We start from the raw sequence: 24,578 nt of genomic DNA, 5'->3' as shown, positions 1-24,578 counted from the left end.
CCACTTCAATCGTCCTTTGCGCCGCCCGCCTGCGTACGAAGCCCGCACGCCACCCGCACCCGCTCGAGCGCCCGCTCGGCGCCGGGCAACAGCCCGACCAGCTCGAGGCGAATCAACACGCTGAGCAGCGTCACCGACAGCGCCGCTTCGCCGATCACCCGAGCAGAGGCCATGCCAATCGCGCCAAAACGCGGCGCGAGAACGAGCGCCGCTGCGAGATTGACCAGCGCCGAGGCGACGCCGGCAATCGCGAGCACCCGGTCTTTCCTGCGCGGCACGAATACATAGAGCGCGACGAAATCATTGAAAGCCGCGAACGGGAACATCCATGCAAATACCTGCAATACGTGCACACTCGGCTCGAACGCGGCGCCGAGAATCAGCGGCAACACGAAAGGCGACAGCGTCAACGCGCCGCACAGCACGAGCACGCCATAGCCGAGCAGCAAGATGGCGCCGCGCCGCGTCGTGACATGCGCGCCCGCCTTGTCGCCCTGCGCGAGTTGCCGGGATATCGTCGGAATAAAGACTTGCGCCGCGGGGGCCATCAGGCCGAGTCCGATCGCCGCGAAACGCTCGGCCGCGCCGAAATAGCCAACCTCCGCGGGCGTCGAAAACAAGGTCAGCAAATACGTCGACGATGCCGTCAGCACGACGGAGCCGGACGAATAGCAGAACAGCATCGTCGACCTGCGCACGAGCGGCAGGACGCCGGCAAACGCCAGTCGCGGCCAGCCGAGTTGCCACGTCGTCAAACCGTAGGCAATGATCAAGGACGCGATACCCGCAATCAGCAGACTCGCCACCACCCATACGGCATCGTTCGGTCCTTTGACGAGAGTCAGCACCAGCACGAGACTCAGCGCGAAGCCGAACACCTCGATCATGATCGGCGTGCGAATCTGTTGCCGCCCCTGAAACAGCCAGCCGAGATTGCATGCCGACACGATACCTAGCAAGGTCGCGAGCAGGCCGATCAGCGGCCGCTCCGACAATAACGGTGAACAGAACGTCGCGATGATGCCGATGCCCGCGCCGATCACGGCGAGTGTCAGCCGCGCGCTGACCTGCAGCGAATAGATCGCATTGCATTCCTGGGTCGACTGCGCTTTCGCCACCTCGCGCATGCCGACGAAGGTAAAGCCGAAGCCGACGAGCATCCATATCACGTTCATCAGCGACATCGACGCGAGTACCCGGCCGTATTCGGCCACGCCGAGCACCCGGCCATAGAACGGCACGACGATCATGAGGTAGATGTACCTCATGAAATAGCCGGCGTAAACAAATACGATCAGGTTGGCGCTCGTTCGTCTATCCATGCCGTCCTCCTTCGCCTCAGCGTCCTGCGACGCGACGGCGCGCAAGCGGATTCGCGATATAACGCACCGCGAAATCCGACAGCGGCGAGTAAGGCAGGAGACACAGGCTCGACAGTACGAGCGTGGCGAGCTTCTTTTTCAGGCTCCAGAACGGATTTGCAATGATCGTGTGCAGATAGTTGCGCGAATCGCGGATCATCCAATGCCAACGCCTGAAGAGGGTCGCGCGATAAACGGAAGAGCAGAATGTCGCCTTCTCGTGTGAGAAGTCGAGAAATGTCGCCGGTAGTTCTATGTCTAGCCGGTCTTTTGCAATATTGCGCAGAATGGCCCAGCGCATATTGAACGCGCGCGGCGCTTTGGTCAGTTCTTCCGAGTTCGCGAACGACACCGTTTCACTGCCCGCGTTATGCACCCGGTAGCCGCCTAACGACTTCGACATGGTCGCGATCGGTCCAGCCAGCGCGACGCCATAGATCGCATAAAAGTCCGCGCCATAGCGATTCACGCCCTCTTCGGGAACCGGGAAGATCTGCCTGAGCGCGCTCACCCGGTAAGCGTTGCCAGACGCAGGCGGGGACGGATAGAGCCACCCGCCGCGCAGCAGCCTGCCGCAGTCGTGTGGCGGCTCGCTATTCGGCACGTAGGCACCCGTCAATGCGCCTTCGTTGTCCATTACGTCGAGCCGGAATTGCACCTTGGCCCACTCGCCGCCCTCGAAAAAGCGCATGACTTCGGTAACCGCGGATGGGTACAGCACGTCATCGGAATCGAGAAAGATCACATACTCGGTGGTGAGCGACGCGATTGCAAAGTTGTAGGCGGATACTTGCCCGCCGTTTTTCTTGCACAACGTCACTACGCGATCGCCATAGCTTTCGATAATCGCGCGCGAACCGTCGGTCGAGCCATCATCGACGACCATGACCTTGGTCGCCGGATAATCCTGCGCGAGCGCCGAGTCGATCGCTGCGGCCAGATAGCGCTCGTAGTTGTAATTGCAAATCGCAATGGTGACCTGTTTCATCATGTGTCAACGCTACCCGTCAAGTTCGATCCGCCGGCTCCCGGCGGTCGTCACGCTCGCGAAATATCGCTATGCCACTGCCTGCGTCACACCACGTACCACGAGATAAGCCAGATGTTTGGGCGGATTATTACCGGCGCCATTCACCCGGTCGGGTACCTTGAATCGCACGTTCATCAAATCGTTGTCCCAACTCAATGCCAAATTGCCCGATGTGCTCGCCTCGCCGCTCAGTGCATCGATGAAATCGGCCTGTACCGCGCGTGAGCGCAGCGCCTGCAGCCCGCCGATGGAAATGTTCTGCCAGCCGGCGCTGCTGCTCACCTGCATCACGAGGTCGCCGCCGGAAAGCAAGGCGTTCGCAGCAACCCCCGGACCGCATTGCAGCGGCTTCGAAAAACTCGCCAGATGCCCGCCCGCTGTTTGACGCAACACGACCAAGCTTCGACCGGAAACGTTGTAGGTTCGTTCAGGCGGACCGGGATGCGTGAGACGAAAAGGTTCATAGCCGTCCCAGTGATAGATCATCGACAGGTACTTGTTCGGGTCGTCCCAATTCCTGCCGAGCGCCCACACCGCGAAGTCGAAGAAATAACGCGGCAAATAGTGCGGGTCTTTCATGTACTCGTTGCCGATCTCCGTTTGCCAGATGCCGCGCGCGGGACCGCTCTTCACGTATCGCTGGTACAGCGATTCCATATCGGCAACCGGCAAGTAGTGCGTGTCGATGTAGTCGACCCAATCGAGCATGCGCTCTTTCAAGACCGGACTGCGATATTCGAGCCAGCGGTGGAAGTTATCGAGGCCGCCCTGGTCCGGCCAGCCGCCATACACCACATACGCGCGATAACTGCGAATGATGCGGGCCGCCGGAATATGAATCCGCTCCACGTAATCCTGCATCGCGCGTTCATACGGTTTCGAGCGTTTTTCGTCCTTGCTGAACTCCGGGCCATGCCAGAACACGGACTGCGGCAAGCCGCCGGACAACTTGCCGGCCGCCTCGTTCCAGATCTGGAAATAGCGCAGGTTATAAGGCGGCGCTGAATACTTGCGGACCACCGCGTCGACATACCGCTTCCACGCGTCCACATCGACCGGTGCCGAATTGCTGTCACCCGGCACACTCGCATTCCATCTCGGCGTATAGCCGAGCAGCAGCAGCGAACCGATTCCATTGCGCTCGTTTCGCAACAACACCGACGGCAGATCGCTTTGGAACGCCGAGCCCGTTTTGTCGATGCGCATCGCCTCGCCGGGCCCCTGAGGCTGACCGGGGCCGACCGTGTCGCGCCCCCAGCTGATGCCCATCGCTCGCCACATCTCGATGTCGGCGGCCGATCCGGCCCAGCCGTTCGTGCCGATCAGATCGGTGATCATGCGAGCGCGCGCGTTGGCGGTCGGTGCGTCCCGTACCAATGCGACAGCGGGCCTGATATTCGACAACGGCGCGGCCGCACCCGCCGCCAACGCGGCGAGTGTGCGCAATGCACGTCTTCTGCCAGCACGGGTCTTCATGCGATCCATGTTCGTGCCCACCCATCGCTAGCTCGCGGACGCGCGCGGCGTCAGTTCGGGCAGCCGCTCGCCAGTCTTGACATCGAGGATTTCGAGCACCGTTTGCGCCGCGCGCTCCCAGCGAAACTCGCGCGCATGCAGCAGCCCCGCGCTGCGATAACGTTGGCGAAGATCGGCGTCGCTCATCATCTGCGCGATCTTTGCGGCGATGTCATCCGCGGAAGTCGCGTCGCAGTACATTGCGGCATCGCCGCACGCTTCCGGTATCGACGTGCGCGCCGACGCGATCACCGGACAGCCGCAATACATCGCTTCCAGAGGCGGCAGGCCGAAACCTTCGTACAACGACGGAAACACGAGGCAGCCAGCGCTCTCGTACAGTGCCTTCAGCTCCGCGTCCGACACGAAACCTGCCCACACGACCTGCCGCGAATGCACAGGATGCTCGACGCCTGCACCGCTGAAGATGCGCGGATACTGTTTTCCCACGATGACGAATTTGACGTCACGCAGATGCCCGAGCCGCACGATCGCATCGAGCACGCCGCGCAGATTCTTGCGCGGATCGAGACTGCCGACGATCACGCAATAGGCGTCCTTGTTCAATTCGAGCCGTTGCAGCACCGATGGGTCGGCAACGATCCGGTCGAAATGATCCGCGCCGGGCGCCACCACTTTCACACGCGATTCGTCGATTTTCAGGTGATGGCAGATACGCATTTTCGAAAACGTCGAGACCGTCAGAACGATCGGATGCGTGCGCGGCAAGAGCCCGAAACAGATGCGATACCAGAGCCGGAATTTCCTCGAAAAGCCCTGCGGCACGTCGAAGACGGCCATGTCGTGAACCATCACGACCTGACTGTGCTTGAACAGCGGGTTCGTATTGCACAGACTCAGCAGCGTGATGCCGCGTGCGGCGATTGGCAGCGTGATCTGCTCCCACAGCGTGCCGCGCAGCCACGGAAAGCGCCGTTGCGGTTTGAGCAGCGCCCCCGGCTCGACCGCGTTTTGCGGCACGAACACTTCCGGTTCATCACCGGGCACGGCGCGCATCTGCATGGCCCGCGTCAGCTCATACGCAACGCGTTGAACCCCCGTGATGGACTGAGAAGTAAACTTTCCGTTGATTGCAAAGGCCATCTGGTTCTCCGTTTTACGCCATCGCGAACGCGCTTTACCGCGTTGGGGTCTCCATACGCTCAGGCGCCTCCCGGCGCTTGCTGTCCGACGTCGTTTTCGCCGAAATCGCTGGCATAGTTCGTTTCGTAGCCATAGTTCTTCGTGCTTCGACGCAGCGGAATGCCGTTGAACACCGCGCCCGCGATGCGCCCTTCCGCGCGTTCCATCTTTCTGATCGTGTCGGCGATCTCCTCCTCGCTTTGCATGCCCGAGCGCAGCACGAGCAGAGACGCGCCCGCCTCGTTCGCGACGATCGAGGCGTCGGTGACCGCGAGGAAAGGCGGCGTATCGATGATCACCAGATCGAACTGGCTCGACAGCCGCTCGAGTACATCCTTCAGGCGCGGCCTCATCAGCAGCGCGGCGGGGTTCTCCGGGCGCACGCCGCATGACAGGAACGTCAATCCGTCGATGCGGGTCGAGCGCAGCGCATTGCGGAGCGGCAGGCGTTCGGACAGTACTTCGGAAAGGCCTCCACGATTGCTCTCGTTGAATAGCGAGGCGAGATGACCGCGTCGCATGTCGGCATCGATCAGCACCACCCGTGAGCCGATTTCAGCGTGCAGGATCGCCAGATTCGCGGCGACGAAGCTCTTGCCGGCCGATGGCGTGGGCCCGATGATCATCACGATGTTGTTGCGTGCATGCGCGAGATCGCGCGTGACGGCGGTCCGTACGCTGCGCAGCGCTTCGACCGATGTGTCGTGCGGAAAGCGCGCGGCGAGAATCCTGTTCTGGACGCCGGAATCGAACTGAATCTCGTGCAGACTCTTCTGCATCGGCGGATGGGCGCGCCCGGCTGCTGCCGGCAGCGATTTGCGCCCCGCGGTCGCATCGCGGTCGAGCAGCAGTTGCTGATGGCTGAACAGAATCTCGCCAAACACCGGCACGCTCATCTGGCGCTCGACATAGCGCGGGTCGGTCACGCCGATCATCACGTGGCGGCGCATGAAGACCAACACGACGCCGGACACGATACCGAGCACCAATCCGCCGCCGAGCACGAGAATCGGCTGTGGCATGACCGGCATATGCGGTCTGATCGCGCGATCGAGAATATGCGCGCCGCCCGTCGTGCTGGCGCGGCGCACCTGCAATTGCTCGGCCTTCTGCACCATGCCGAGATACACCGTTTCCGCGACCTTCTGCGCGCGGATCAGATCGACGCTCGCGCGTTCCGACGCGGGCATGCCGTTGAAATGGTCGGAGAATTTCGCTTTCGCATCTTTCAATTGCGCCAGTTGCTCGTCGACGTTCTGCACCCAGCGGCTCTGTTCCGTATAGCGCTCGAGCATTTGCGTGCGCTGCAATTGCAGCGCCGCGATCTGCTTGTCGAGATCGAGGCCGCCCTGCAAATAGGCTTGCGCCTCGTTGGTCGGCTGCATCGATTGCGATTTCGAGCGGAAGTTCTTCAGCGCTTCCTCGGCTTTTCGCAGATCGCCGAGTAGACGCGGGAGTTCGCCGTTAATAAACGCGAGCGTCTGCGTGTCGTTCGCTTGCCGGCTCGCCACCGCGTATGCGAGGTATTGCTCTCCCAATGCATTGGCGACGGCCGCGGCCTTGTCCGGACTCTTGTCGCGGTACTGGATTTGCAGCAGCCCAGAGTCTTTCACCTTGTCGCCAATCTTGACGAGACCGGTGAAGCGCTTGATGGCATCGAGCTCATTCCAGCGGATCACCTCGAACTTCGTGCCCGGCCGCGCAGCGAGTTCCTTCACGAGCATCGACACGCCGTTCTGCTTGAGCGGCATGCCGACCGTGCCTCTCGCCAGCAACTCCCCGGACGGGCCGTGCAATTCGAAGGCGCCATTGTCGAGCGCGGTCAAGGTCAGCTTCTCTTCCTCGAGTTCGCGCGGCACGTCGAGCGCGGCGATCTGCACACGCTCGCCGCCCCATGCAAACGATTTCAGCCCGAGCCACGGCGCCGCGGGCTGTCCCGGTGTAGCGAATTTTTCGGCGATATCGCCGAGAACCGGAAGCTTGTGCGGCTTCACCGAAATGTCGAAACGGAACTGGTCCATCACCGGCTGCAAAACTGAACGGCTTTCCATGACCGCCATTTCGGTTATCGACGACGGCGTCGGCGGCGGCAACAGTTCCTGGTTCTGCAACGCGAGCCCGAGGGCATTTGGCTCGGGTGGGTCCACGCGAACGATTACGTCAGCGGAATAGATAGGCGTGGCAATCAGAAGATACGCGACCGCGAGCGTGGTGACGACGACCGTCGTCACCACGATCTCCCAGATGTGGTCGCGCATTAGCGTGAGCATCCCGCTGGCACTGAGTTGTCTACGCTCGGTATCAACAGCGGGATAGAGCGAGTTTTGCGGATAGTAATCCACCGGTCTGATCCTTGCAGGTTGATGAGACAAAACGATCGGCAATCGCTTTGCGTCGCCACGTCGCTCTTTATGCCGCCGGCCGGACAGACCCTCGATTGGCTGGCAGCACGGCAAGCGACGTGCTGTGTCGGGTTAGGTCGGGGAGCCGCGTTCGGGACCTCTCGAACCACGGAAGGCTACACACCTATTGCTCATCCACCGCGGCATTGCCGATTGTTCTTCTCACGAATCAGGGAATGCGAAGACCGCCATTCACGTAATCCGCGATTGACAATTTCTCTCTCGATGTTGCGGTGAAGCATAGTGCGCAAACGATCGAGGCATTCGCCGGCGGCCCAAAGTAGGGTGCTATTGGCCGATAATGCGGAGCCCTTTACAAATGAAACAGAAGCCAGAAAGGCTTGTTGCGATCTGCAATTGCTGTAACAGAGTTATACGACAGGCATCGTACATCGCGACAGAACGCCAATTTCACCGCGCAAGTGCAAAGAATGCGGTTGTCATCCCGCAAATCGCGCCGAATTCAAGCCGCTCGGCGCATTCCGCCGATGCCCCAGCATTTCGCTCGCAAGAATCGCGCTAATTGATGGGGAAAAAAATTCCGTGCAACGTTAATTAGTAGCACGCATTTCCGCGAATAGCGAGGTAAGAATTTCTTCAATCCTGACGATTACGCCAAAACACCCACGCATGCCGGCCAAGCTCGTCTCGTCCAAATCGATGCGCTAATCTCAATGCGTAGATTTTCCTGACTGGAGAAGCTCGCGTGATGAAGCACATTGGTCTATTCGTCTTTCAGGATTGTTCGATGGCAAGTACCGGCGCGATCGGCGACGCGTTCCGGCTTGCCAATGAGTTCAAGAGAACGGCTGGCGAAGAGGCGCCATACCGATTTACCGTGGTATCCGACGGCGGTGGTCTGGTGACCAGTTCCTCCGGCATATCGATCTGGACGCAAGGCCTCGAACGCTACTGCCTCGCTGATTTCCACGCGTTCTTCGTGGCCTGCCGCGACGTCACCGAAGTCGCGGAATCCAACGACCGCTTTCTGTCGTGGATCTCGCTGCAAGGATCGATTGCATCTTTCGGCATGCAACAGGGTGCGAATCTCGCGGTCGTCTGCAACGATCCGCTGCAATCGATCGTGCCGATTTTTCTGTTCGACGATAGCGGTGACGCCGCGCGCACGCAAAGCAATGTGACGCCGACCGATCTCGCGCTCGCGCAGATCGAACGCGACATCAATACCGACACTGCCCGCAAGATCGGCCGCATTCTGCAAAACGGCTACGCCGAGAAAAGCCGCTCCGAGCTCGACGACGGCAACATCACGACGACGACGGAGAAGATTCGCGAATCGGCGCGCTGGATCAAGGAAAACTACAGCAAGGCCATTTCGGTTGCGCAGGCGGCCGAATCGGTGGCGATGAGCAAGCGCAATTTCCAGCGCCGCTTCAAATGCGAGTTCGGCATGACGCCGCTCGAATATCTGCTGCGCACACGCTTCGAGATCGTTCGCTCGATGCTGAAGAACACCGACTTGCCGGTCGACAAGATTGCGCGCCGCTGCGGAATGGGCGACGGCAATCGGCTTGGGCGGCTATTCAAGGAGCGCTATGGCATGTCGCCGACGCAATTCCGCGCGCAACAGCATGTGGATTCGGAGGAACGTTGGCTGACGCCGGAGGAAAGCTGGAGTGCCGCGACCGAGATGTTGCGGCAAGCGCCGCTGACGCTTTGATTTCAATTCCCGTTACCTCGAGGACGACTCGTCGACTCGACCGCAAAGGGATTAGAACATGACGATCATCAAATCCGCCGAACTGGCCGCGCAGGACGCGGCCGTCGCGCCGGAAAACATGGCCTCCCTACAGTCCGCTGACAGTGCTCTGGCCGCGCCCCGCGGGCAGCCGGGATCGCACACCGGTGCGCATGCGGCGCACGGGCAATCGACATCTACCGCGAGAAAAATCAAGGAAGCGGCGAAAACGCTATTGCCGGACGCCCTTTTCCTAAGCCTGTTACATCACAAGTGCATTGGCCGCTATCCGAACCTGATTCGTCCGGTGACGTTCAATGAGAAGATCCTGCAGCGCAATCTTCATCCTGATCCGCGCTATATCGACCTGACCGACAAGCTTCTGGTGCGGGAATATATTGCCCGGAAAATCGGCGACAAGCATTTGATACCGATGATCGCAGTGCCTGATGCATTCACGCCCGAAGTGTTCGACGCACTGCCGGATGCTTTCGTAATGAAAGCCAATCATGGCAGCAGCTACGTCGAAGTGGTGAGAAACAAATCAGAGACCTCGTTCGAGAAGCTGAAGAAGCTCGCCGACCAATGGTTGCGCACCGAATTCTATTACGTTGGGCGTGAGCGGCACTATCGGACGATCGAGCCGCGCGTTTTCTTCGAGCAACTGCTGCTCGATCGGCGCGGCCAGATTCCGGCGGATTTCAAAATGCACTGCTTTGGCGGCCGTCCTGGCGGGCCGGTCATCTATATCCTCGTGATCTCGGATCGATTCGGCAACGCGACGCACGGCGACGTGTACGACGCCGACTGGAATCACCTCGATATCGCAATCGGCGACTACAAGCGCAGCGCGTTGCCCGCTCCGCGCCCGCCGCATCTACAGGCCGTGCTCGATGTCGCGGCCCGTCTGTGCGAAGACTTCGACTATGTGCGCGTCGACCTGTATGCGCCGGACGACCTCGTTTATTTCGGCGAACTTACATTTACGCCCGGCGCGGGCGTGCTGCCCTTCACGCCGGACAGTATCGATTACGAGTGGGGCAAGCTGCTGGCTTGAATCCGCTTTCATTCGTAGCGTTTTGCCTCCGCCATCCGAGCGGGCGTGCCGGTCAGCACTTTCAGCGTTTCGAAGGCGAACATGCGCTCGCGCAAAGAGATGGAGGCGGAAAAGGGAAGGACACGAGCGGCGGCGAGCGCCGCCCCCATCCCATCAAGCCGGCGACATGCCGTTTTGCAGCTTTGCGCCGTCGGCCTCGCGCGAGGCCAGAAACGCCAACAACGCCTGCGCTGCTTCACGCTGGCGCGCCACCGTGCAGATCGCGGCGGTAAAGGTCGTGGTGGACTGGATGGCGGCCGGAAGCTCGCCGAGCACGTCGATGCCCGCCACGTGAATCAATTCGCTCATCTGCTGAAAGCCGAGTGCGACTTCTCCGCGCGCGACGAGCGTGCCGACCGGCACACCCGGCGGCGCTTTCACGATACGCGAAGCGATCTGCCCGGCAATGCCCCAGCATTCGAACAGCTTCAGCAGATGCGTGCCGCTCGGCCCCGTCGAGTAACCGATGCTACGCGCACCAAGAATCGCGTCGCGCAGCGCTGCTTCGGACGCGATGTCCGGGTGCGTTTTTCCGGCCGCGACCGCGACCGCGATGCCCGAGCGCGCGAGCGCGACGCGGCTCGCCGCCTCGACACAACCCGTCATCACGAGCCGCTCGATCGCGTCGGCGGCAAGCACGACGATGTCGAAGACTTCGCCATCCTCGACCCGGCGCGCCGCTTCGACGCCGCCGACCGATTCGATGGCGACGCCCTGCCCCGTGCGCCGCTCGTAGAACGCGGCGAGTTCGGCCAGCACCTGGCGCGTGGCCATCGACGAAATGCCGGTGATCGGCGCGCGCATGGCTTGATCGTTGATCATTGCGACCACACCTGTCAGTCCTTGTAACGCAGTCCGGCCTGCTCGAGCACCCCGCGCATGTTGTACATGTCGAGGCCGAGCACCCCAGCGGCGAGTTTCGCGCGCTTCCCGGCTTCATTGGCCTCGCGCGCCGCAGCCTTGTCGAGCACGGCTTGCGCGGCGGCCGCCGGCACCACGACCACGCCGTCCTCATCGGCAACGACGACGTCGCCCGGTGTGACCAGTGCGCCCGCGCACACGACCGGAATGTTCACCGAGCCGAGCGTCGCCTTGACCGTGCCTTTCGCGGAGATCGCCTTGCTCCAGACCGGGAAGTTCATTTCGGTCAGCACGCTGACGTCGCGCACGCCGGCGTCGATGATCAACGCATGCGCGCCGCGCGCCTTGAAGCTCGTGGCCAGCAGATCGCCGAAGTAACCGTCGGTGCTCTCTGCGGTGACACCCGCGACGACGACGTCGCCCGGCCGGATCTGTTCGGCCGCGACGTGCAGCATCCAGTTATCGCCCGGTTGCAGCAGCACCGTGACGGCCGTGCCGCTCGCGCGCGCGCCGGTATAGATCGGGCGCATATACGGTTGGAGCAGGCCCGTGCGGCCCATGGCTTCATGCACGGTGGCCGAACCGAGCGCGCCGAGTTTCGCTGCCACGTCCGCATCCGCGCGCTGGATGTTGCGATAGACGACTCCGATTTCATACATGATCACAGCCCCTTCGTTTTCAGCAAGGCGTCGAGACGCGGATAGACGCGCCGCGCGTTACCTTCGTAGATCTTGTAGCGCTGCTCCGGATTCATATCCGCGGCTTCAACGTAGCGCTTCGTGTCGTCGAAATAGTGACCGGTTTCCGGATCGACGCCGCGCACCGCGCCGATCATTTCGCTCGCGAACAGGATGTTGTCCACGGGAATCACGCGCGTGAGCAGGTCGATACCCGGCTGATGATAGACACAGGTGTCGAAGAACACGTTGTTCAGCAGATGGTCTTTCAGCAAGGGCTTTTTCAGTTCCTGCGCGAGGCCGCGGAAACGACCCCAGTGATACGGCACCGCACCGCCGCCGTGCGGAATCGCGAAACGCAGCGTCGGGAAATCGCGAAACAGGTCCGAGGTCAGGCATTGCATGAACGCGGTGGTATCCGCATTCAGGTAGTGCGACCCGGTGGTGTGGAAGCACGCGTTGCAGCTCGTGCTCACGTGAATCATCGCGGGAATGTCGTACTCGACCATCCTCTCGTAGATCGGGTACCAGGAACGGTCCGACAACGGCGGGCTGGTCCAGTGGCCGCCCGACGGATCGGGATTCAGGTTGATCGCGACATTGCCGTACTGCTCGACGCATTTGACGAGTTCAGGAATACAGGTGGCCGGATCGACACCCGGACTTTGCGGCAGCATCGCGGCCGGCACGAAGTTCTCGGGAAACAGCCGGCTCACGCGATAGCACAGTTCGTTGCAGATCGCGGCCCACGTGCTCGAGATTTCGAAGTCGCCGATGTGGTGTGCCATGAAGCTCGCACGCGGACTGAAGATCGTCAGATCGAGGCCGCGCTCGCGCATCAGTTTCAACTGGTTGTTTTCGATCGACTCGCGCAGCTCGTCGTCGCTGATCTGCAATTCCGACACCTGCGGCATCCCGGAAGGACTCTTGATGCCTGCGATCTGGCGGTTACGCCACGTCTCCAACGCTTTCGGCGCGGTGGTGTAGTGTCCGTGAATGTCGATGATCACCGTGATTCCTCAGTAGTTGAATTTATCCAGCGGCGCCCGCGAAACGCACGCGCGCCGCGTTGCCTCACGCCTCAATGCGCGATATTCGGCTGCGCCACCGTTTCGGCGCCGTCCACCCGCTGGCTCACCAGGATGGCGATAGCGGCGAGCGTGGCGGGTATCGCGAGCATCGCCAGGATCGCGCCGAACTGCCAGCCGAAGCCGAGCAGCGCGCCGCCGATCGCCGAGCCGAAGATACTGCCGAAGCGGCCCATGCCGAGCATCCAGCTCACACCAGTCGCACGCGCAACGGTCGGGTAGCGGCCGGGTGCAAATGCGTTCAGACCGGTTTGCGCGCCGCTGATGCAGAAGCCCGCGGCAAACACCAGCAATGCGAGCGACGAAGACAGCGCACCGATGTAGCCGAGCCCGAGCACGCACAGTGCGCCGCCGATATACGCGGCGCTGATCACGGGCGCCGGACGCGCCTTGTCCATGATCCAGCCGACGAGGATCGCGCCGATCGTGCCGCCGATCTGGAACATCGCCGTGACGTTGGCCGCGGTCGTGACGGACAGACCCGCATCCTTCATCAGCGTCGGCAGCCAGCCGGTCAGCAGATAGATCACGAGCAGGCCCATGAAATACGTGACCCACAGCGCGATCGTCATCGAGCCATAGCCTTGCGAGAACAGCACGCCGATCGGCTTGCGCGTCGGCAGCGGCGGTTCGTTCGACACGAACACTTCATTGCCCGCGAAGTGCGCGCCGCACACCCGGCCGAGCACTTTGCCGATGCGCTGCGCAGGCGCGCCGCGCACCGCGAGCAGACGGGCCGACTCAGGCAGCAGCCAGATCTGGAACGGGATCAGCACGAGCGGCAGTGCGCCGCCGAAAATCAGCACCGCGCGCCAGCCGTGAACCGGGATCAGCCAGCCGGCCGCGAAGCCGATCAATGCCGAGCCGAGATTGAACCCCGTGAACATCACGGTGATCAGCAGCGCGCGCTTGCGTTGCGGTGCGTATTCGGACAGCAGCGTCGTCGAGTTCGGCATCGCGGCGCCGAGGCCGACACCGCTGAGCAGGCGCAATGCTGCCATCGAAAACGGCGATTGCGTGAACGCAGTCGCGATCGTGAACACACCGAACAGAAACACCGACGCAATCAGCACCCACTTGCGGCCGATGCGGTCCGATGCCGGACCCGCGAACAATGCGCCAATCACGAGACCGATCGGCGCCGCGCTCATCACGAGCCCGAATTCGGGGCGCGAAATCGCCCAGTCATGAATGATGGAAGGCGCGACGAAACCCATGATCGCGACGTCCATGCCGTCGGCGGTCACGATCAGAAAACACAGCACGACCAATAGCCACTGGTAGGGCGAAATCGACCGTTCGTCGATGAACTTCTTGATATCAATCCTGTTACCGCTGGTAGTAATCGTCATCAACACTCTCCTGTCTCCTTCATTGGTCTCATCGCGCGCTCGAAGCGGGTAGCTTCGCAAAGTACGTCGACTCCGTAACCATCGTGGCGATGTGCCCCTCCACGGCTTACTCGAATAGCTGGCGTGAAGGTACGTTTCGTCCTTCGCGGGCCAAAGCGCGGGTTAACCACAGGGTCGATGCGAGTATCCGCATCCTCAGCGTTCCGCATAGCATCGGCGAAGCCCGTCCGATTCGCGCAAAGCCCCGCTGGACAAGCGTTCAAACCAGAGTCACGGCCCTCCGAAGCGGGCTTTTCGAACGCCTGCTGGTGCACACCCTGATAAACAGAACAGATGAAGCGGGAATGAACTCGCATAGAACGGCAGTGAGACGCCGAGCTTTTCCGATCAGCGTAGATGTGCCGCGCTGGTAGCGGATTTGCCCCCGTGAAAAAGGAGCCGGCCTCGCGAGACCGGCTGGTACTCAATTACCGTTGTGCGCTACCCGGCGCTGGGTGCCGCGACACCCAGCGCCGGGTACGGATAGACCGGACGCGAGGCCGTCACGTTGTTCGGCGAATCGGTCTGATACGTCATCACGGAAGTCGGCACCTTGGCTTCTTCGACCCAGTTGGCGATCTTCGACACGAGGTCGATATTCGGGTTGCCTTCGCCACCGCCGAGTGACCGACGCCCGGCACGAGATACAGACGCGCGAACTGGTCGACGGTCGACGTCCCCATCGTGTTCTGCATCGCTTCGTAGTACTGCATCGTGAACAGCGGCGAGATGTGCTGGTCAGCCCAGCCGTGCCACAGGATCAGCTTGCCGCCGGCAGCATTGAACGCGGACAGGTCCGAGCTCTGAAGCTGTCGTACAAGGGCGGCAGCAATGTGGTGACGGTGCCGCCCAACGTGCCCATCGTCACGTTAACGCCCGCGAAGCGCAGCGACCTTACGCCGGGCAAGAAGGTGTTCGTTGTCACTACGCCCGCGTCGCAGGGGACTTATGTTGCGCAACGCGTCGTGGTCGAAAAGGACGGCGCGGTGGCGCCGATGTGAAGGCTGACCTGGGGCTCGGATCGCGCCACGCACGGCGTCATATGTTGACGTGACGCGGGCCGAGTCGTGTCAGGATCATTGCGCGCGGACCCATACGAGCAATCGACGGGTTGACAAAATATTACGTTTTTCACCGTGGTAGTTCGCGTAGCATAGTGGGGGTATGTCCTGCGAGCGCCCCCACTCGCATTCGTCATTCAACCGCGGAGATTTCGGAAATGAGTATTTTTGGTGACATCGTGCACAAGCTGTTCGGCAAAGCGAAGCCGGACCAACCTCCCCCCGCGACGGAACCCACCCCCGACCCGGCCGCCGCGCAAGCCGCGACGCCCAGCGCTCCCGCCGCGCCCGCGCCGCTGACCGACGTCGACGTGGCCGCCGTGATGGATCAACTCGTCAGCGAAAGCGGACAGACGTTGAACTGGCGTACGTCGATTGTCGACACGATGAAGGCACTCGGCGTCGACAGCAGTCTCGAACACCGCAAGCAACTTGCGCAGGAATTGAAGTACAGCGGGGACATGAACGACTCCGCAAGCATGAACATCTGGCTGCACAAGCAGGTGATGCAGGCGCTCGCGGCAAACGGCGGCAAGCTGCCGCCCGATCTGGCAAGTTAAGCAGGACGAAGCAGGCGTTTCGCAGTAACCGAAGCGCAGCGGAAGTCGCGCAGTAAAAATCACGCAGTAAAAATCAAACACTCAGTCCAGGTTGCCCGGTCGAAGCACGAAACACCGGGCAACCGGAAACTTCTCCGCTCGGCAATCAATGCTCGCACAATCGACTGTCGAGACCGCGCCTTGCACGCGCCGGCGACAGCACGATTGCCGTCCGCCCACGTATCGAAACGCGGGTGACGGAACACATTGCGATGGAATACGCGCGGCTACTGCGCCGCGGTGAGCTTGAGTCCCGGCCGCAACGGCTGGGGAGACTCCAGAGGAGCCTTGCGTTCGTCCGATACCTGTTCGATTCCCTTTCTCGTGACTTCTTCGAGGAAGGTCAGGCGAGCCCGATAGTAATCGGCACGCAGCTGTGCGTCGAGCACGAGCTGTTCGGCCTGAAACAGTTCCATGCGCAAGTTGTTCAGCGCGCGCTCGGCCTGTTTCTCGGGAGTAGGAGCATGTTGTGAAGCCCAGTTAGCAAGCCACCTTATCATGGTGAAGCCCTCCTTGAGTTCAATGCTCTGCTGCGATAAAGGCTATCAAATTATGGATGCGGCGTGTGTTAAATCGCTTCAGGCGTTGCTTATTGTGCGAGCTACTGTGGGTCGTCGCACGATCGACTTCACCGCCGCGCCTTGACTACTGATACCACAACACGCACGAGGCGAAAAAAGCCCGCACAGCAAAGGCGGGCAATCCCACTCTCTTTGAAAGCGTGTCACGAGGATGACACGCCACAAGTTTAGAGCTCGTGCAAGCCCAACGTCCGTGTGCTGGCGATCACTTTGCGCGAATATATTCTCGATCTCCAATCATGCGTCGCGCGTTATTGCAGCTCTTGAAGCGCTGCCACATTTTTCGCAATGGCCCGCGCAAACTGCGCGATCTGCCGGCCCTGCTCGATGAGATCCATGGCGATGCGGAACGTGACCACGTCCGCCTTGTCCGCCAGCTGAAGCTTTGCGAGCACGACCTGACGCGCGGTCGCGGCGAGCTTGTCGATGCCGGCCTTCGCGTCGATGACGTTCGCGACCTCTTCCGGATCGCGCGTCTCGATCGTGCGGATCGCCTGCTCGAGATTGCGGATTACCGCCTCGGAAAACTGCGTGGTCGCCGCATCGCGCAGACGCAGCAGATCGACCTGCTGCGTCATTCGTTGTTGTCCGACCGTCATCAGCGTCGTGCCGACAATGCCGCTGATGCTCTCCAGATGACTCGTGACCTGCGTGTAGCCGACCACCTGCTGACCTTCTTCCTCCGAGTGCTGCCGCTGCGACAGGCGGCCGATATATTGAAGAATCTCGAAGGCCAGCCGGTCGCTTTCCTTGTCCTGCTCGAGCATCTGATTGATCTCTTCCATCGTGCCGGTCGACACCATCTGCGAGCCGCGTTGCACAACGTCGAGCACCTGCGCGCCGAGCCGGGTCAGCTCGATACGCACGCGTTGCAGTGCAAGCGCCGGCACCGCCAGCGACGTCTCGTCGAGATACTGCGGATCACCCGCGGGTTTGGCGGCCTTCGCGCGCTTCGGCACGACCAGTTGCGCGAGCCGCGCGATCGGACCGGCAAACCAGATCAGCAGCAGCGTGTTCGCCACGCTGAACAGCGTATGCACATTGGCTACCTGACGCGGCGCCTCGGCCGCGAGTCGTGCAAGCCCTTGCAGTTCCGGATGCGACGGCGATATCCAGCGCACGACCTCCGCCATCTGCGGAATCAGGAAGAGCGCGATCACGACGCCGAGCACATTGAAGATCAGATGCACGACGCCGACCTGCAACGCTTCCGGTGGCTTGCCGATCGAGGCGAGCAATGCCGTGCCGCAGGTCCCGACATTCGCGCCGAGAATCAGCGTGATGCCGGCTTCGAGCGGCATCAAGCCCTGGCCGCTCAACGCAATCACGACCGCGAGCGTCGCCGCCGAGCTTTGCACGATCGCAGTGAAGACCGCCCCCACGATGACGCCGACGAACGGATTGCGCATGTCCTGCATCGCGTCGATGAACGGCTGATAGGTGCGCAGCGGATGCGTGGACTCTCCCATCAGCTGGATGCCCATGAACAGCAGTCCTAGCCCCATTACGACGCGGCCGATCTGCCGCAGCAGTTCGCGCGGGGCAAACGCGTGCAGCACGAAGCCGATCGACAGCATGTACGGCGTCAGACGCGAAACGTCGAAGGCGATGATCTGCGCGGTGATGGTCGAGCCGATGTTCGCGCCCATGATCATCGGCACCGCCTGGGTCAACGTCATCAGGCCGGCGGACACGAAACCGACCATCAGCACGGTCGTGATGGTCGACGAATTCAGCAGCGCGGTCACGACGGCGCCCGCCACCACGCCGCGAAAACGGCTTGCCGTCAGCACGCCGATCAGCGACTGCAGTTTCGATCCCGCGATCGCCTTCAGGCCGCCGGTCAAGAACTCCAGACCGAGAAGAAACAGTGCGAGGCCGCCAATCAACAGCCCGAAGATCCCAAGGATGTTCAACCTGTCGGGATCGATGTCAGCAAGATAGTCAGTCATCCTGATGTGCCTTTGATGATCACACGAATGGACGCAGCAGCGAGGGACGGCTTCGCGCCCCGGATCGACGACCGTGCAGGCAGTCTGCCGCACGGTGTCCGGGGCAGGTACTTAAGGCTAACGCTAAGGGTAAGAGGAAGACGGCGCGCAGGCAAGGACGGAAGGGCGGCCGGCAGTATCGAGCGACCCCGGAGTCCGCAAAGCATGCAACCCGCAATCGACGTAATTCATTGCCCCGTCAAGCAACGATTCCACCCCGTGATTTGGCAGTTAACCCGTAGGTGAAAATGCCCATCGTCCCGGCCGTTGGCCGCTGCCAATAATAGGTCCATCCTCCAATCAGACTTGCTCAACTCACCTCAAACAAGAAGGAGGACTTATGGCAAACCGTGTTGCATACGTAACCGGCGGCATGGGCGGTATCGGAACCGCCATTTGCCAGCGCTTGCACAAAGAGAACTACACCGTCATCGCGGGCTGCGGCCCGAACTCGGCGCGCAAAGCCCGATGGCTGGAAGATCAGAAAGCGCTCGGCTATAACTTCGTCGCATCGGAAGGAAACGTCGGGGATTGGGAATCCACCGCGAAAGCGTTCGAGAAGGTCAGGAAAGAAGTCGGTGAAGTCGACGTGCTCGTCAACAACGCGGGCATCACGCGCGACGGCGTGTTCCGCAAGATGACGTTCGAAGACTGGCAAGCGGTGATCGACACCAATCTCACGAGCCTGTTCAACGTGACCAAACAGGTCATCGAGGGCATGGTCGAGCGAGGCTTTGGGCGCATCATCAACATCTCGTCGGTCAACGGCCAGAAGGGCCAGTTCGGCCAGACCAATTATTCGACAGCAAAGGCCGGCATTCATGGCTTTACGATGTCACTCGCGCAGGAAGTGGCGACCAAGGGCGTGACGGTCAACACCGTGTCGCCGGGCTACATCGGCACCGACATGGTCAAGGCCATCCGTCCGGAAGTACTGGAAAAAATCGTCGCGACGATTCCGGTACGGCGTCTCGGCACGCCCGACGAGATTGCGTCGATCGTCGCGTGGATCGCGTCGGATCAAGCGGGCTTTGCGACCGGGGCGGATTTCTCGCTGAACGGCGGTCTGCATATGGGCTAACGGGAACGGCGCCGCGACGCGCGCGGCGCAGCCGTTTTCCGTAATGGACGTTGTCAGGTTCCGTGATGGTGTAGCGGCCGGCGCGAGCCGGCCGCCTCAGTGAGCTTATGACCAGAAAAGCGAGCCCGACTCGCGCTGCACCCGGGAAGTCGCCGCGCACGCACCCGAAGGCTATGCTGCGCCCGATCGTACCTGCCAAAGCAGGCGAAATTTCGCTCGACTATCACATGACGCTCGAGGCATTACGCAGCGGCGTCGCCAATCAATATCACGTCGGCAGCATGGCGCAGGCCATTTACATGGCGATGCTGCTGAATCAGCGCGGCTATGGTTCGGCCGTACCCGAGCTGTTTCGCGACGCGGAGGGCGTGATTTTGCGCTGCCGGCAGGCGGGACTCGAAACGGGCATCTTTGTGGTCGATCCTGACGCCTACGCCCTACTCGGTCAGGTTCTCACGCTCTTCGATCAGCAACTCGCGGCGGCGCCAGTAGGGGAGTTGATCGCGGTCAATGCGAAGCTGAAGACGCTGTTCAGCGCCGCCAATGGTCACTGCGACGGCAACGAGAACACCGAATGACGAGGCGCGTTGGCAGTTACTTGCGCAATGCGCCGCGCACGCTCGACACATCGTTTCGCGTGACCGGTCCGGCCGAATTTCCCCATGTGGTCCGAACAAACGTGAGCACGCGGGCCATTTCGGTGTCCGTCAGCTTGCCGGCGAAAGACGGCATCTTGCGCGGCTCCGGTCCCGACTCGGTATGCGGACTGCCCCCGCCTTCGACCAGCAACCGCACCAATGACGCGCTCGACGCCGACAACACCGCGGGGTTGCCCGCGAGGCGCGGATACTTTTGCGGCACCCCCGCCCCATCCATCTGATGACAGCGCGCGCAATATGATGCGTAAATGCCCGCGCCGGGTCTTTCCACATCCCCGGTTTTCAGCGCCTGTACCGTTTGCCGCGCGGCGGCGGAGCGGGCGTTGAAATAGCCGCTTGGCGCGCGCGGCGGCAGGCTCTTCAGATACGCGGCGATCGCCGCAAGATCGTCGTCGTTCAGGTACTGCGTGCTGTCTTCGACGACCTGCACCATGCTGCCGAACGGGACGAGTCCGCCGCCGTGGCCGTTTCGAAGGAAGTCGACGATGTCGGTCGCGGAACTGCGGCCGAGCCCCGAGCCCGGGTCGGCGCTCAGGTTCGGCGCGAACCAGTGATCGTTGGTGCCTCCCGTCAGATAGGCCGATGCCGACTCGTCATAGCCGCGTTCTTCGTAAGCCGGTCCGCGCGGCGTGTGACAGGCGCCGCAATGGCCGAGCGATTGCACCAGATACGCGCCGCGATTCCATTGCGCATCGCGTTTCGCATCGGCTTTGAACTGGCTTTTCGGCGCGAACGCCCAGTCCCAGAACATCAATACCCAGCGCTGATTGAATGGAAACGGCAAGCGCGTTTGCGGCGCAGGCACCGCGATCGGCTGCACACCGTGCATGAAGTATGCGTAGAGCGCGTGCATGTCGTCGTCGGTGATCTTCGCGAACGACGGGTACGGCATCGCCGGATAAAGCCGCTTGCCTCCGGGCGCGATGCCCTCGCGCAACGCGCGTGCGAAGTCGTCATAGCTATAACGGCCGATGCCGTATTGCGGATCCGGCGTGATGTTCGACGTGTAGATCGTGCCGAACGGAGACCCCATGCCGAGGCCGCCGGCAAACGGCGGCGTTGCTTCAGGCGCCGCACCCGGATGCGGCACGCGCGGCGCGGCGGTGTGGCAACCGGCGCAATCGGCGGCTTTGGCGAGATACGCGCCGCGCGCGATCTGCGCGGCGTCGGTGGAGGCGCTGGCGGCGTTTGCCGTCGCAGCTATCGTCAGCGCGCATGCGGCCGCGATGGCGAACCTGACCGCGTTGAGAACGTCGCGCTTCATCACCACCACCTGCACGGCGACACGATCGCGACCGCGGCATCCGTTGCGATCAATGCGAACAGAAACAGCGTGCTGCACATCACCGCGACGTGCGTCAGAAACCAGTCGAGTTCGGCACGCGTGCGGCGCTCGCCGTTCAGCGCACCGAACTTCAGTGGCGCGACGCGGCGCAGATTGCGCCACGCGACCCACGTGCCGAACGCGCCCGCGATCAGACACACGGCGCCGAGCGCGACGAGCGCCGGACGCATCCACGACACGAGCGGCGCGCCGAGCGGATGGCTGTACGGATAGCAGGCCTGCGCCGCGAGCGCTTCCGCGAGCATCATCTGCAACAGCCACGCGAACGGCGCCGCGAGCAGACCGATCAGCACGTAGGGCATCGAAATGTGCGAGTCTCTGGGCGCAGTCGTCATGACCACTCCCGGAACAGATACGGCGTCAGATACAGCGTGCTGAAAATGAATAGCCAGACGACATCGACGAAGTGCCAATACAACCCACCGATCGACAGCGCCGCGCAGCGCTTGTCGTCGAAATAACCGAGTGCGGTCCAGATCGCCAGCAGCGTCAGCACGACGATCCCGACCAGTACGTGCGCCATGTGAAAGCCGGTAATCGTGAAGTACAGCGAACCATAGAGATGCGAGGTCAGCCCATACGGGTGGTTGTGCCATTCGCGCAACTGGATGCCCACGAAGATGCAGCCCAGCAAGATGCCCACCGCCATCGACGCGACACCGAGCCGCAGCCGGCGCCGACGCACGCAGCGCTCGCAGAACCAGACGAACACGCTGCTCGATAGCAGAATGACCGTATTCGCGCTGCCGAGCCCGAGCTTCGGCAATCCTTCCGGCGGCCAATGCTGCTGGCTTTGCGAGGCCAGATACAGATACGAGAAGATCAGATAGCCGAACAGCGCGCCTTCGGTCGTGATCAGCGTGAAGCAGCCCCACCAGCCGCTCGATCGCTCGCCCGCGCTGCCAACCGGCAACGCACGCGCGGTCTCGTCCGGTTCGCTCGACGAGCGATTGAGATCCAGTGCATCGCTCATCTCAGCCCCCCGCATCCTCGACCGCGACCGGCTCGCGCTGGATCAGCGCGCGCTCGGGCCACAGCCACGTGATGATCGAGACCGCGCAGCCGGCCAGCATCGCCCCCACGAACACCCAGGCGGTCAAGGCGAGCCCCGCGAACAGTAGCGCGGCAAAGACCGCGAGCCAGAACGGCGCGTACGAATCTTCGGGCATCTTCAGGATCACGTCGGGACTCGCCTCGAGCGCGGTCGTGCCCAACGCTTCGCGACCTTGCGCGAGCAGATAGCCGTCGTCGAGTTGCGAGCGTGTTTGAACCGCGTCGCCCGGCTCCTCGATCCGGCCTTCCCACAGCGGATGCCGGCTCGCGAGCGTCGGCACCACCGCGAAGTTGTACGGCGGCGGCGGCGAGCTGATCGACCATTCGAGCGTCGGCGCATCCCACGGATTGTTGCCGGCGAGCTTGCCGCGCTTCAGGCTCACCACGATATCGATCAGAAACAGCAGCACGCCGGCCGCGAACAGGAACGAACCGAGCGACGTGACGAGGTTCACCGTGTTCCAGCCCATGTCGGCGGGATACGTGTACATGCGGCGCGGCATGCCGAGCAGTCCCGCGATATGCATCGGAAAGAACGCGACGTTGAAGCCGATGAACAGCACCCAGAACGCGAGCTTGCCGAGACGCTCATTCGTCATCCTGCCGGTGAATTTTGGAAACCAGAAGTAGATCCCGCCGATCACCGGAAATACGTTGATGCCAAGCAGCACGTAGTGCAGATGCGCGACGACGAAGTACGTGTCGGTGAGTTGCCAGTCGAACGGCACCGCGGCCGTCATCACGCCCGAGACGCCGCCGATCACGAACAGCAGCACGAAGCCCGCGAAAAACAGGAACGGCACGCGATACACGGGGCGACCGGTCCAGATCGTCGCGACCCAGGCGAACGTCGCGACCGCGCTCGGCACCGCGATGATCATGCTGGCCGAGCCGAAGAACGACAGCGCGAGCGCGGGGATACCGGTCGCGAACATATGGTGAATCCACACGGCAAAGCCGATCACCATCGTCGCGACCGTCGCCAACGCGACCGGCCCGTAACCGACCAGCGGCCGGCGGCAAAAGACCGGCAACGCATCCGACACGATGCCCATGGCCGGCAACACAACCACGTAGACCCACGGGTGCGCGAAAATCCAGAACAGGTGCTGCCAGAGCAGCGGCCGCCCGCTATTGAGCACGTCGAAGAAATGCGTGCCGATGCGGCGGTCCATCCACAGCATCAGAAACGCGAGGCTCACCGACGGCACCGCCAACAGATTGCCGCCCGACGCGGTCAGCGTGCCCCACACGAGCACCGGCACGCGATCGAGCGACATGCCCGGCGCGCGCATCCTCAGCAGCGTGACGACGAAGTTCATCGCGCCGACCGTCGTCGAAATGCCTAGCAGCACCATTCCCAGCGCGTAAACGTCGATATTCGGGCCGTTGCTGTACTCGAGGCCGGACAGCGGCACGTAGTTGAACCAGCCGGCGTCGGGCGCCTGGCCCGTCGGAAAACTCGCATACAGGAAGATGCCGGCGAACAGGAACACCCAATACGACAGCGCGTTCAGGCGCGGAAAGGCCATGTCGCGCGCGCCGAGCACGAGCGGCCATAGATAGTTCGAGAAGCCGGACAGAACGGGCAGCGCGTACAGAAAGATCATCGTCAGTCCGTGCATCGTGAACAGTTGGTTGTACTGTTCGGGCGTCAGCACCGTTGCGTTGGGGCGCGCCAGTTGAACGCGCATGATCAGCGCTTCGACGCCGCCCATCAGCAGAAAGATGAACGCGGTCACCAGGTAGCGCAAGCCGATGGTCTTGTGATCGACCGTCGAGAACCAGCCGCGCCAGCCGGGCCGCGATTCCCAGATTTCGCGCAGCCGCTTTTCCTGCTCGCTGCCGGGCTCGACACGGCCGCGCCGCGGCGTGCGGGTCAGTGCGGGTAGCGAAGCGGAAGCGGGATGATCGGACATTGAACGGGCTCCTCGAGTGCGATACG

The 24,578-nt window shown here is 62.0% G+C and carries 23 protein-coding genes and 1 pseudogene; 6 read left to right on the top strand and 18 right to left on the bottom strand.

Annotated features, from left to right (window positions below):
• Positions 1 to 5 precede the first annotated feature (5 nt).
• From OKW45_RS02105 to OKW45_RS02085, 5 genes are all read right to left on the bottom strand, one after another.
• A complete protein-coding gene (locus OKW45_RS02105; protein ID WP_026226565.1) occupies positions 6 to 1,322 on the bottom strand; it encodes a lipopolysaccharide biosynthesis protein in 1,317 nt (438 codons plus the stop codon).
• A 16-nt stretch (positions 1,323 to 1,338) separates the two neighbouring features.
• Positions 1,339 to 2,349: a glycosyltransferase family A protein gene (locus OKW45_RS02100; protein WP_429469197.1), complete on the bottom strand. Its 1,011-nt coding sequence runs from the start codon at positions 2,347 to 2,349 to the stop codon at positions 1,339 to 1,341.
• A 69-nt stretch (positions 2,350 to 2,418) separates the two neighbouring features.
• Complete coding sequence (locus OKW45_RS02095) at positions 2,419 to 3,876, bottom strand: hypothetical protein (protein ID WP_429465612.1); 1,458 nt, start codon at positions 3,874 to 3,876, stop codon at positions 2,419 to 2,421.
• Between the two features lie 18 nt (positions 3,877 to 3,894).
• Positions 3,895 to 5,010 carry a glycosyltransferase family 4 protein gene (locus OKW45_RS02090; protein WP_026226562.1) on the bottom strand — a complete coding sequence of 372 codons (1,116 nt, stop codon included), beginning with the start codon at positions 5,008 to 5,010 and terminating at the stop codon, positions 3,895 to 3,897.
• A gap of 59 nt (positions 5,011 to 5,069) precedes the next feature.
• Positions 5,070 to 7,391 carry a polysaccharide biosynthesis tyrosine autokinase gene (locus OKW45_RS02085; protein WP_429465610.1) on the bottom strand — a complete coding sequence of 774 codons (2,322 nt, stop codon included), beginning with the start codon at positions 7,389 to 7,391 and terminating at the stop codon, positions 5,070 to 5,072.
• Between the two features lie 808 nt (positions 7,392 to 8,199).
• Between OKW45_RS02085 and OKW45_RS02080 the strand changes: the two genes are divergently transcribed.
• Together OKW45_RS02080 and OKW45_RS02075 are read left to right on the top strand one after the other, a co-directional pair.
• The gene (locus OKW45_RS02080; RefSeq protein WP_184006650.1) at positions 8,200 to 9,132 is read left to right on the top strand and encodes a helix-turn-helix domain-containing protein; all 933 of its coding nucleotides are present in this window, start codon (positions 8,200 to 8,202) and stop codon (positions 9,130 to 9,132) included.
• A 58-nt stretch (positions 9,133 to 9,190) separates the two neighbouring features.
• The gene (locus OKW45_RS02075; RefSeq protein WP_429465608.1) at positions 9,191 to 10,207 is read left to right on the top strand and encodes an ATP-grasp fold amidoligase family protein; all 1,017 of its coding nucleotides are present in this window, start codon (positions 9,191 to 9,193) and stop codon (positions 10,205 to 10,207) included.
• Positions 10,208 to 10,215: 8 nt separating this feature from the next.
• Here the strand turns inward: OKW45_RS02075 and OKW45_RS02070 are convergent, their stop codons facing one another.
• From OKW45_RS02070 to OKW45_RS02040, 7 genes are all read right to left on the bottom strand, one after another.
• Positions 10,216 to 10,356 carry a hypothetical protein gene (locus tag OKW45_RS02070; protein WP_429465606.1) on the bottom strand — a complete coding sequence of 47 codons (141 nt, stop codon included), beginning with the start codon at positions 10,354 to 10,356 and terminating at the stop codon, positions 10,216 to 10,218.
• A 4-nt stretch (positions 10,357 to 10,360) separates the two neighbouring features.
• The gene (locus OKW45_RS02065) at positions 10,361 to 11,068 is read right to left on the bottom strand and encodes a substrate-binding domain-containing protein (protein ID WP_429465604.1); all 708 of its coding nucleotides are present in this window, start codon (positions 11,066 to 11,068) and stop codon (positions 10,361 to 10,363) included.
• A gap of 14 nt (positions 11,069 to 11,082) precedes the next feature.
• Positions 11,083 to 11,766 carry a 4-carboxy-4-hydroxy-2-oxoadipate aldolase/oxaloacetate decarboxylase gene (gene ligK, locus OKW45_RS02060; protein ID WP_429465602.1) on the bottom strand — a complete coding sequence of 228 codons (684 nt, stop codon included), beginning with the start codon at positions 11,764 to 11,766 and terminating at the stop codon, positions 11,083 to 11,085.
• Between the two features lie 2 nt (positions 11,767 to 11,768).
• Positions 11,769 to 12,794: an amidohydrolase family protein gene (locus tag OKW45_RS02055; RefSeq protein WP_429465600.1), complete on the bottom strand. Its 1,026-nt coding sequence runs from the start codon at positions 12,792 to 12,794 to the stop codon at positions 11,769 to 11,771.
• Positions 12,795 to 12,865: 71 nt separating this feature from the next.
• Positions 12,866 to 14,224, bottom strand: coding sequence for an MFS transporter (locus OKW45_RS02050; RefSeq protein ID WP_429465598.1), 1,359 nt, complete (start codon positions 14,222 to 14,224; stop codon positions 12,866 to 12,868).
• A gap of 480 nt (positions 14,225 to 14,704) precedes the next feature.
• On the bottom strand, positions 14,705 to 14,851 hold the full coding sequence (locus OKW45_RS02045) for a hypothetical protein (RefSeq protein ID WP_429465596.1): 147 nt from the start codon (positions 14,849 to 14,851) through the stop codon (positions 14,705 to 14,707).
• On the bottom strand, positions 14,800 to 15,021 hold the full coding sequence (locus tag OKW45_RS02040) for a tannase/feruloyl esterase family alpha/beta hydrolase (RefSeq protein WP_429469194.1): 222 nt from the start codon (positions 15,019 to 15,021) through the stop codon (positions 14,800 to 14,802). The genes OKW45_RS02045 and OKW45_RS02040 overlap by 52 nt, the downstream gene beginning before the upstream one ends.
• Before the next feature lie 39 nt (positions 15,022 to 15,060).
• Here OKW45_RS02040 and OKW45_RS02035 point away from each other — a divergent pair.
• A pseudogene (locus tag OKW45_RS02035) lies at positions 15,061 to 15,264 on the top strand (hypothetical protein); the annotation flags it as partial.
• A 218-nt stretch (positions 15,265 to 15,482) separates the two neighbouring features.
• Entirely contained in the window at positions 15,483 to 15,884 is a 402-nt protein-coding gene (locus OKW45_RS02030) for a DUF3597 domain-containing protein (RefSeq protein WP_090809158.1), read from the top strand.
• A 266-nt stretch (positions 15,885 to 16,150) separates the two neighbouring features.
• Here the strand turns inward: OKW45_RS02030 and OKW45_RS02025 are convergent, their stop codons facing one another.
• Positions 16,151 to 16,423 (bottom strand): hypothetical protein, encoded by a 273-nt coding sequence (locus OKW45_RS02025; protein ID WP_084754487.1) that lies wholly within the window; start codon positions 16,421 to 16,423, stop codon positions 16,151 to 16,153.
• A gap of 332 nt (positions 16,424 to 16,755) precedes the next feature.
• Positions 16,756 to 18,456, bottom strand: coding sequence for a Na/Pi cotransporter family protein (locus OKW45_RS02020; RefSeq protein ID WP_429465594.1), 1,701 nt, complete (start codon positions 18,454 to 18,456; stop codon positions 16,756 to 16,758).
• A gap of 379 nt (positions 18,457 to 18,835) precedes the next feature.
• On the opposite strand from OKW45_RS02020, the gene OKW45_RS02015 reads away from it, so the two are divergent.
• Entirely contained in the window at positions 18,836 to 19,576 is a 741-nt protein-coding gene (locus tag OKW45_RS02015) for a 3-ketoacyl-ACP reductase (RefSeq protein WP_018424647.1), read from the top strand.
• Positions 19,577 to 19,749: 173 nt separating this feature from the next.
• Positions 19,750 to 20,154, top strand: a complete 405-nt coding sequence (locus OKW45_RS02010) for a Fis family transcriptional regulator (protein WP_429465592.1) — start codon at positions 19,750 to 19,752, stop codon at positions 20,152 to 20,154.
• Positions 20,155 to 20,170: 16 nt separating this feature from the next.
• Here the strand turns inward: OKW45_RS02010 and OKW45_RS02005 are convergent, their stop codons facing one another.
• Genes OKW45_RS02005 through ctaD form a run of 4 tightly spaced genes read right to left on the bottom strand, consistent with a single transcriptional unit; the run spans position 20,171 to position 24,552 of the window.
• Positions 20,171 to 21,499, bottom strand: coding sequence for a c-type cytochrome (locus tag OKW45_RS02005; RefSeq protein ID WP_429465590.1), 1,329 nt, complete (start codon positions 21,497 to 21,499; stop codon positions 20,171 to 20,173).
• On the bottom strand, positions 21,499 to 21,915 hold the full coding sequence (locus OKW45_RS02000) for a hypothetical protein (RefSeq protein WP_026226556.1): 417 nt from the start codon (positions 21,913 to 21,915) through the stop codon (positions 21,499 to 21,501). The genes OKW45_RS02005 and OKW45_RS02000 overlap by 1 nt, the downstream gene beginning before the upstream one ends.
• Positions 21,912 to 22,553, bottom strand: coding sequence for a cytochrome c oxidase subunit 3 (locus tag OKW45_RS01995; RefSeq protein WP_429465588.1), 642 nt, complete (start codon positions 22,551 to 22,553; stop codon positions 21,912 to 21,914). Before OKW45_RS01995 ends, OKW45_RS02000 begins: the two co-directional genes overlap by 4 nt.
• Position 22,554: 1 nt before the next feature.
• Positions 22,555 to 24,552: a cytochrome c oxidase subunit I gene (gene ctaD / locus OKW45_RS01990; RefSeq protein ID WP_429465586.1), complete on the bottom strand. Its 1,998-nt coding sequence runs from the start codon at positions 24,550 to 24,552 to the stop codon at positions 22,555 to 22,557.
• Between the last annotated feature and the right edge of the window lie 26 nt (positions 24,553 to 24,578).

It is taken from the genome of Paraburkholderia lebeckiae (genome assembly GCF_050436225.1).
Classification (GTDB): Bacteria; Pseudomonadota; Gammaproteobacteria; order Burkholderiales; family Burkholderiaceae; genus Paraburkholderia; species Paraburkholderia tuberum.
This window is presented reverse-complemented; position numbering and strand designations above follow the sequence as displayed.

What these genes read in the sequence shown, in the direction of transcription:
- ctaD (WP_429465586.1), bottom strand. Translation starts at nt 24,552, where the DNA reads ATGTCCGATCATCCCGCTTCCGCTTCGCTACCCGCACTGACCCGCACG.
- OKW45_RS02070 (WP_429465606.1), bottom strand. Translation starts at nt 10,356, where the DNA reads ATGGGGGCGGCGCTCGCCGCCGCTCGTGTCCTTCCCTTTTCCGCCTCC.
- OKW45_RS02090 (WP_026226562.1), bottom strand. Translation starts at nt 5,010, where the DNA reads ATGGCCTTTGCAATCAACGGAAAGTTTACTTCTCAGTCCATCACGGGG.
- OKW45_RS02065 (WP_429465604.1), bottom strand. Translation starts at nt 11,068, where the DNA reads ATGATCAACGATCAAGCCATGCGCGCGCCGATCACCGGCATTTCGTCG.
- OKW45_RS02030 (WP_090809158.1), top strand. Translation starts at nt 15,483, where the DNA reads ATGAGTATTTTTGGTGACATCGTGCACAAGCTGTTCGGCAAAGCGAAG.
- OKW45_RS02105 (WP_026226565.1), bottom strand. Translation starts at nt 1,322, where the DNA reads ATGGATAGACGAACGAGCGCCAACCTGATCGTATTTGTTTACGCCGGC.
- OKW45_RS02050 (WP_429465598.1), bottom strand. Translation starts at nt 14,224, where the DNA reads ATGACGATTACTACCAGCGGTAACAGGATTGATATCAAGAAGTTCATC.
- ligK (WP_429465602.1), bottom strand. Translation starts at nt 11,766, where the DNA reads ATGTATGAAATCGGAGTCGTCTATCGCAACATCCAGCGCGCGGATGCG.
- OKW45_RS02000 (WP_026226556.1), bottom strand. Translation starts at nt 21,915, where the DNA reads ATGACGACTGCGCCCAGAGACTCGCACATTTCGATGCCCTACGTGCTG.
- OKW45_RS02025 (WP_084754487.1), bottom strand. Translation starts at nt 16,423, where the DNA reads ATGATAAGGTGGCTTGCTAACTGGGCTTCACAACATGCTCCTACTCCC.
- OKW45_RS02095 (WP_429465612.1), bottom strand. Translation starts at nt 3,876, where the DNA reads ATGGATCGCATGAAGACCCGTGCTGGCAGAAGACGTGCATTGCGCACA.
- OKW45_RS02100 (WP_429469197.1), bottom strand. Translation starts at nt 2,349, where the DNA reads ATGAAACAGGTCACCATTGCGATTTGCAATTACAACTACGAGCGCTAT.
- OKW45_RS01995 (WP_429465588.1), bottom strand. Translation starts at nt 22,553, where the DNA reads ATGAGCGATGCACTGGATCTCAATCGCTCGTCGAGCGAACCGGACGAG.
- OKW45_RS02080 (WP_184006650.1), top strand. Translation starts at nt 8,200, where the DNA reads ATGGCAAGTACCGGCGCGATCGGCGACGCGTTCCGGCTTGCCAATGAG.
- OKW45_RS02020 (WP_429465594.1), bottom strand. Translation starts at nt 18,456, where the DNA reads ATGACTGACTATCTTGCTGACATCGATCCCGACAGGTTGAACATCCTT.
- OKW45_RS02010 (WP_429465592.1), top strand. Translation starts at nt 19,750, where the DNA reads ATGCTGCGCCCGATCGTACCTGCCAAAGCAGGCGAAATTTCGCTCGAC.
- OKW45_RS02005 (WP_429465590.1), bottom strand. Translation starts at nt 21,499, where the DNA reads ATGAAGCGCGACGTTCTCAACGCGGTCAGGTTCGCCATCGCGGCCGCA.
- OKW45_RS02015 (WP_018424647.1), top strand. Translation starts at nt 18,836, where the DNA reads ATGGCAAACCGTGTTGCATACGTAACCGGCGGCATGGGCGGTATCGGA.
- OKW45_RS02075 (WP_429465608.1), top strand. Translation starts at nt 9,191, where the DNA reads ATGACGATCATCAAATCCGCCGAACTGGCCGCGCAGGACGCGGCCGTC.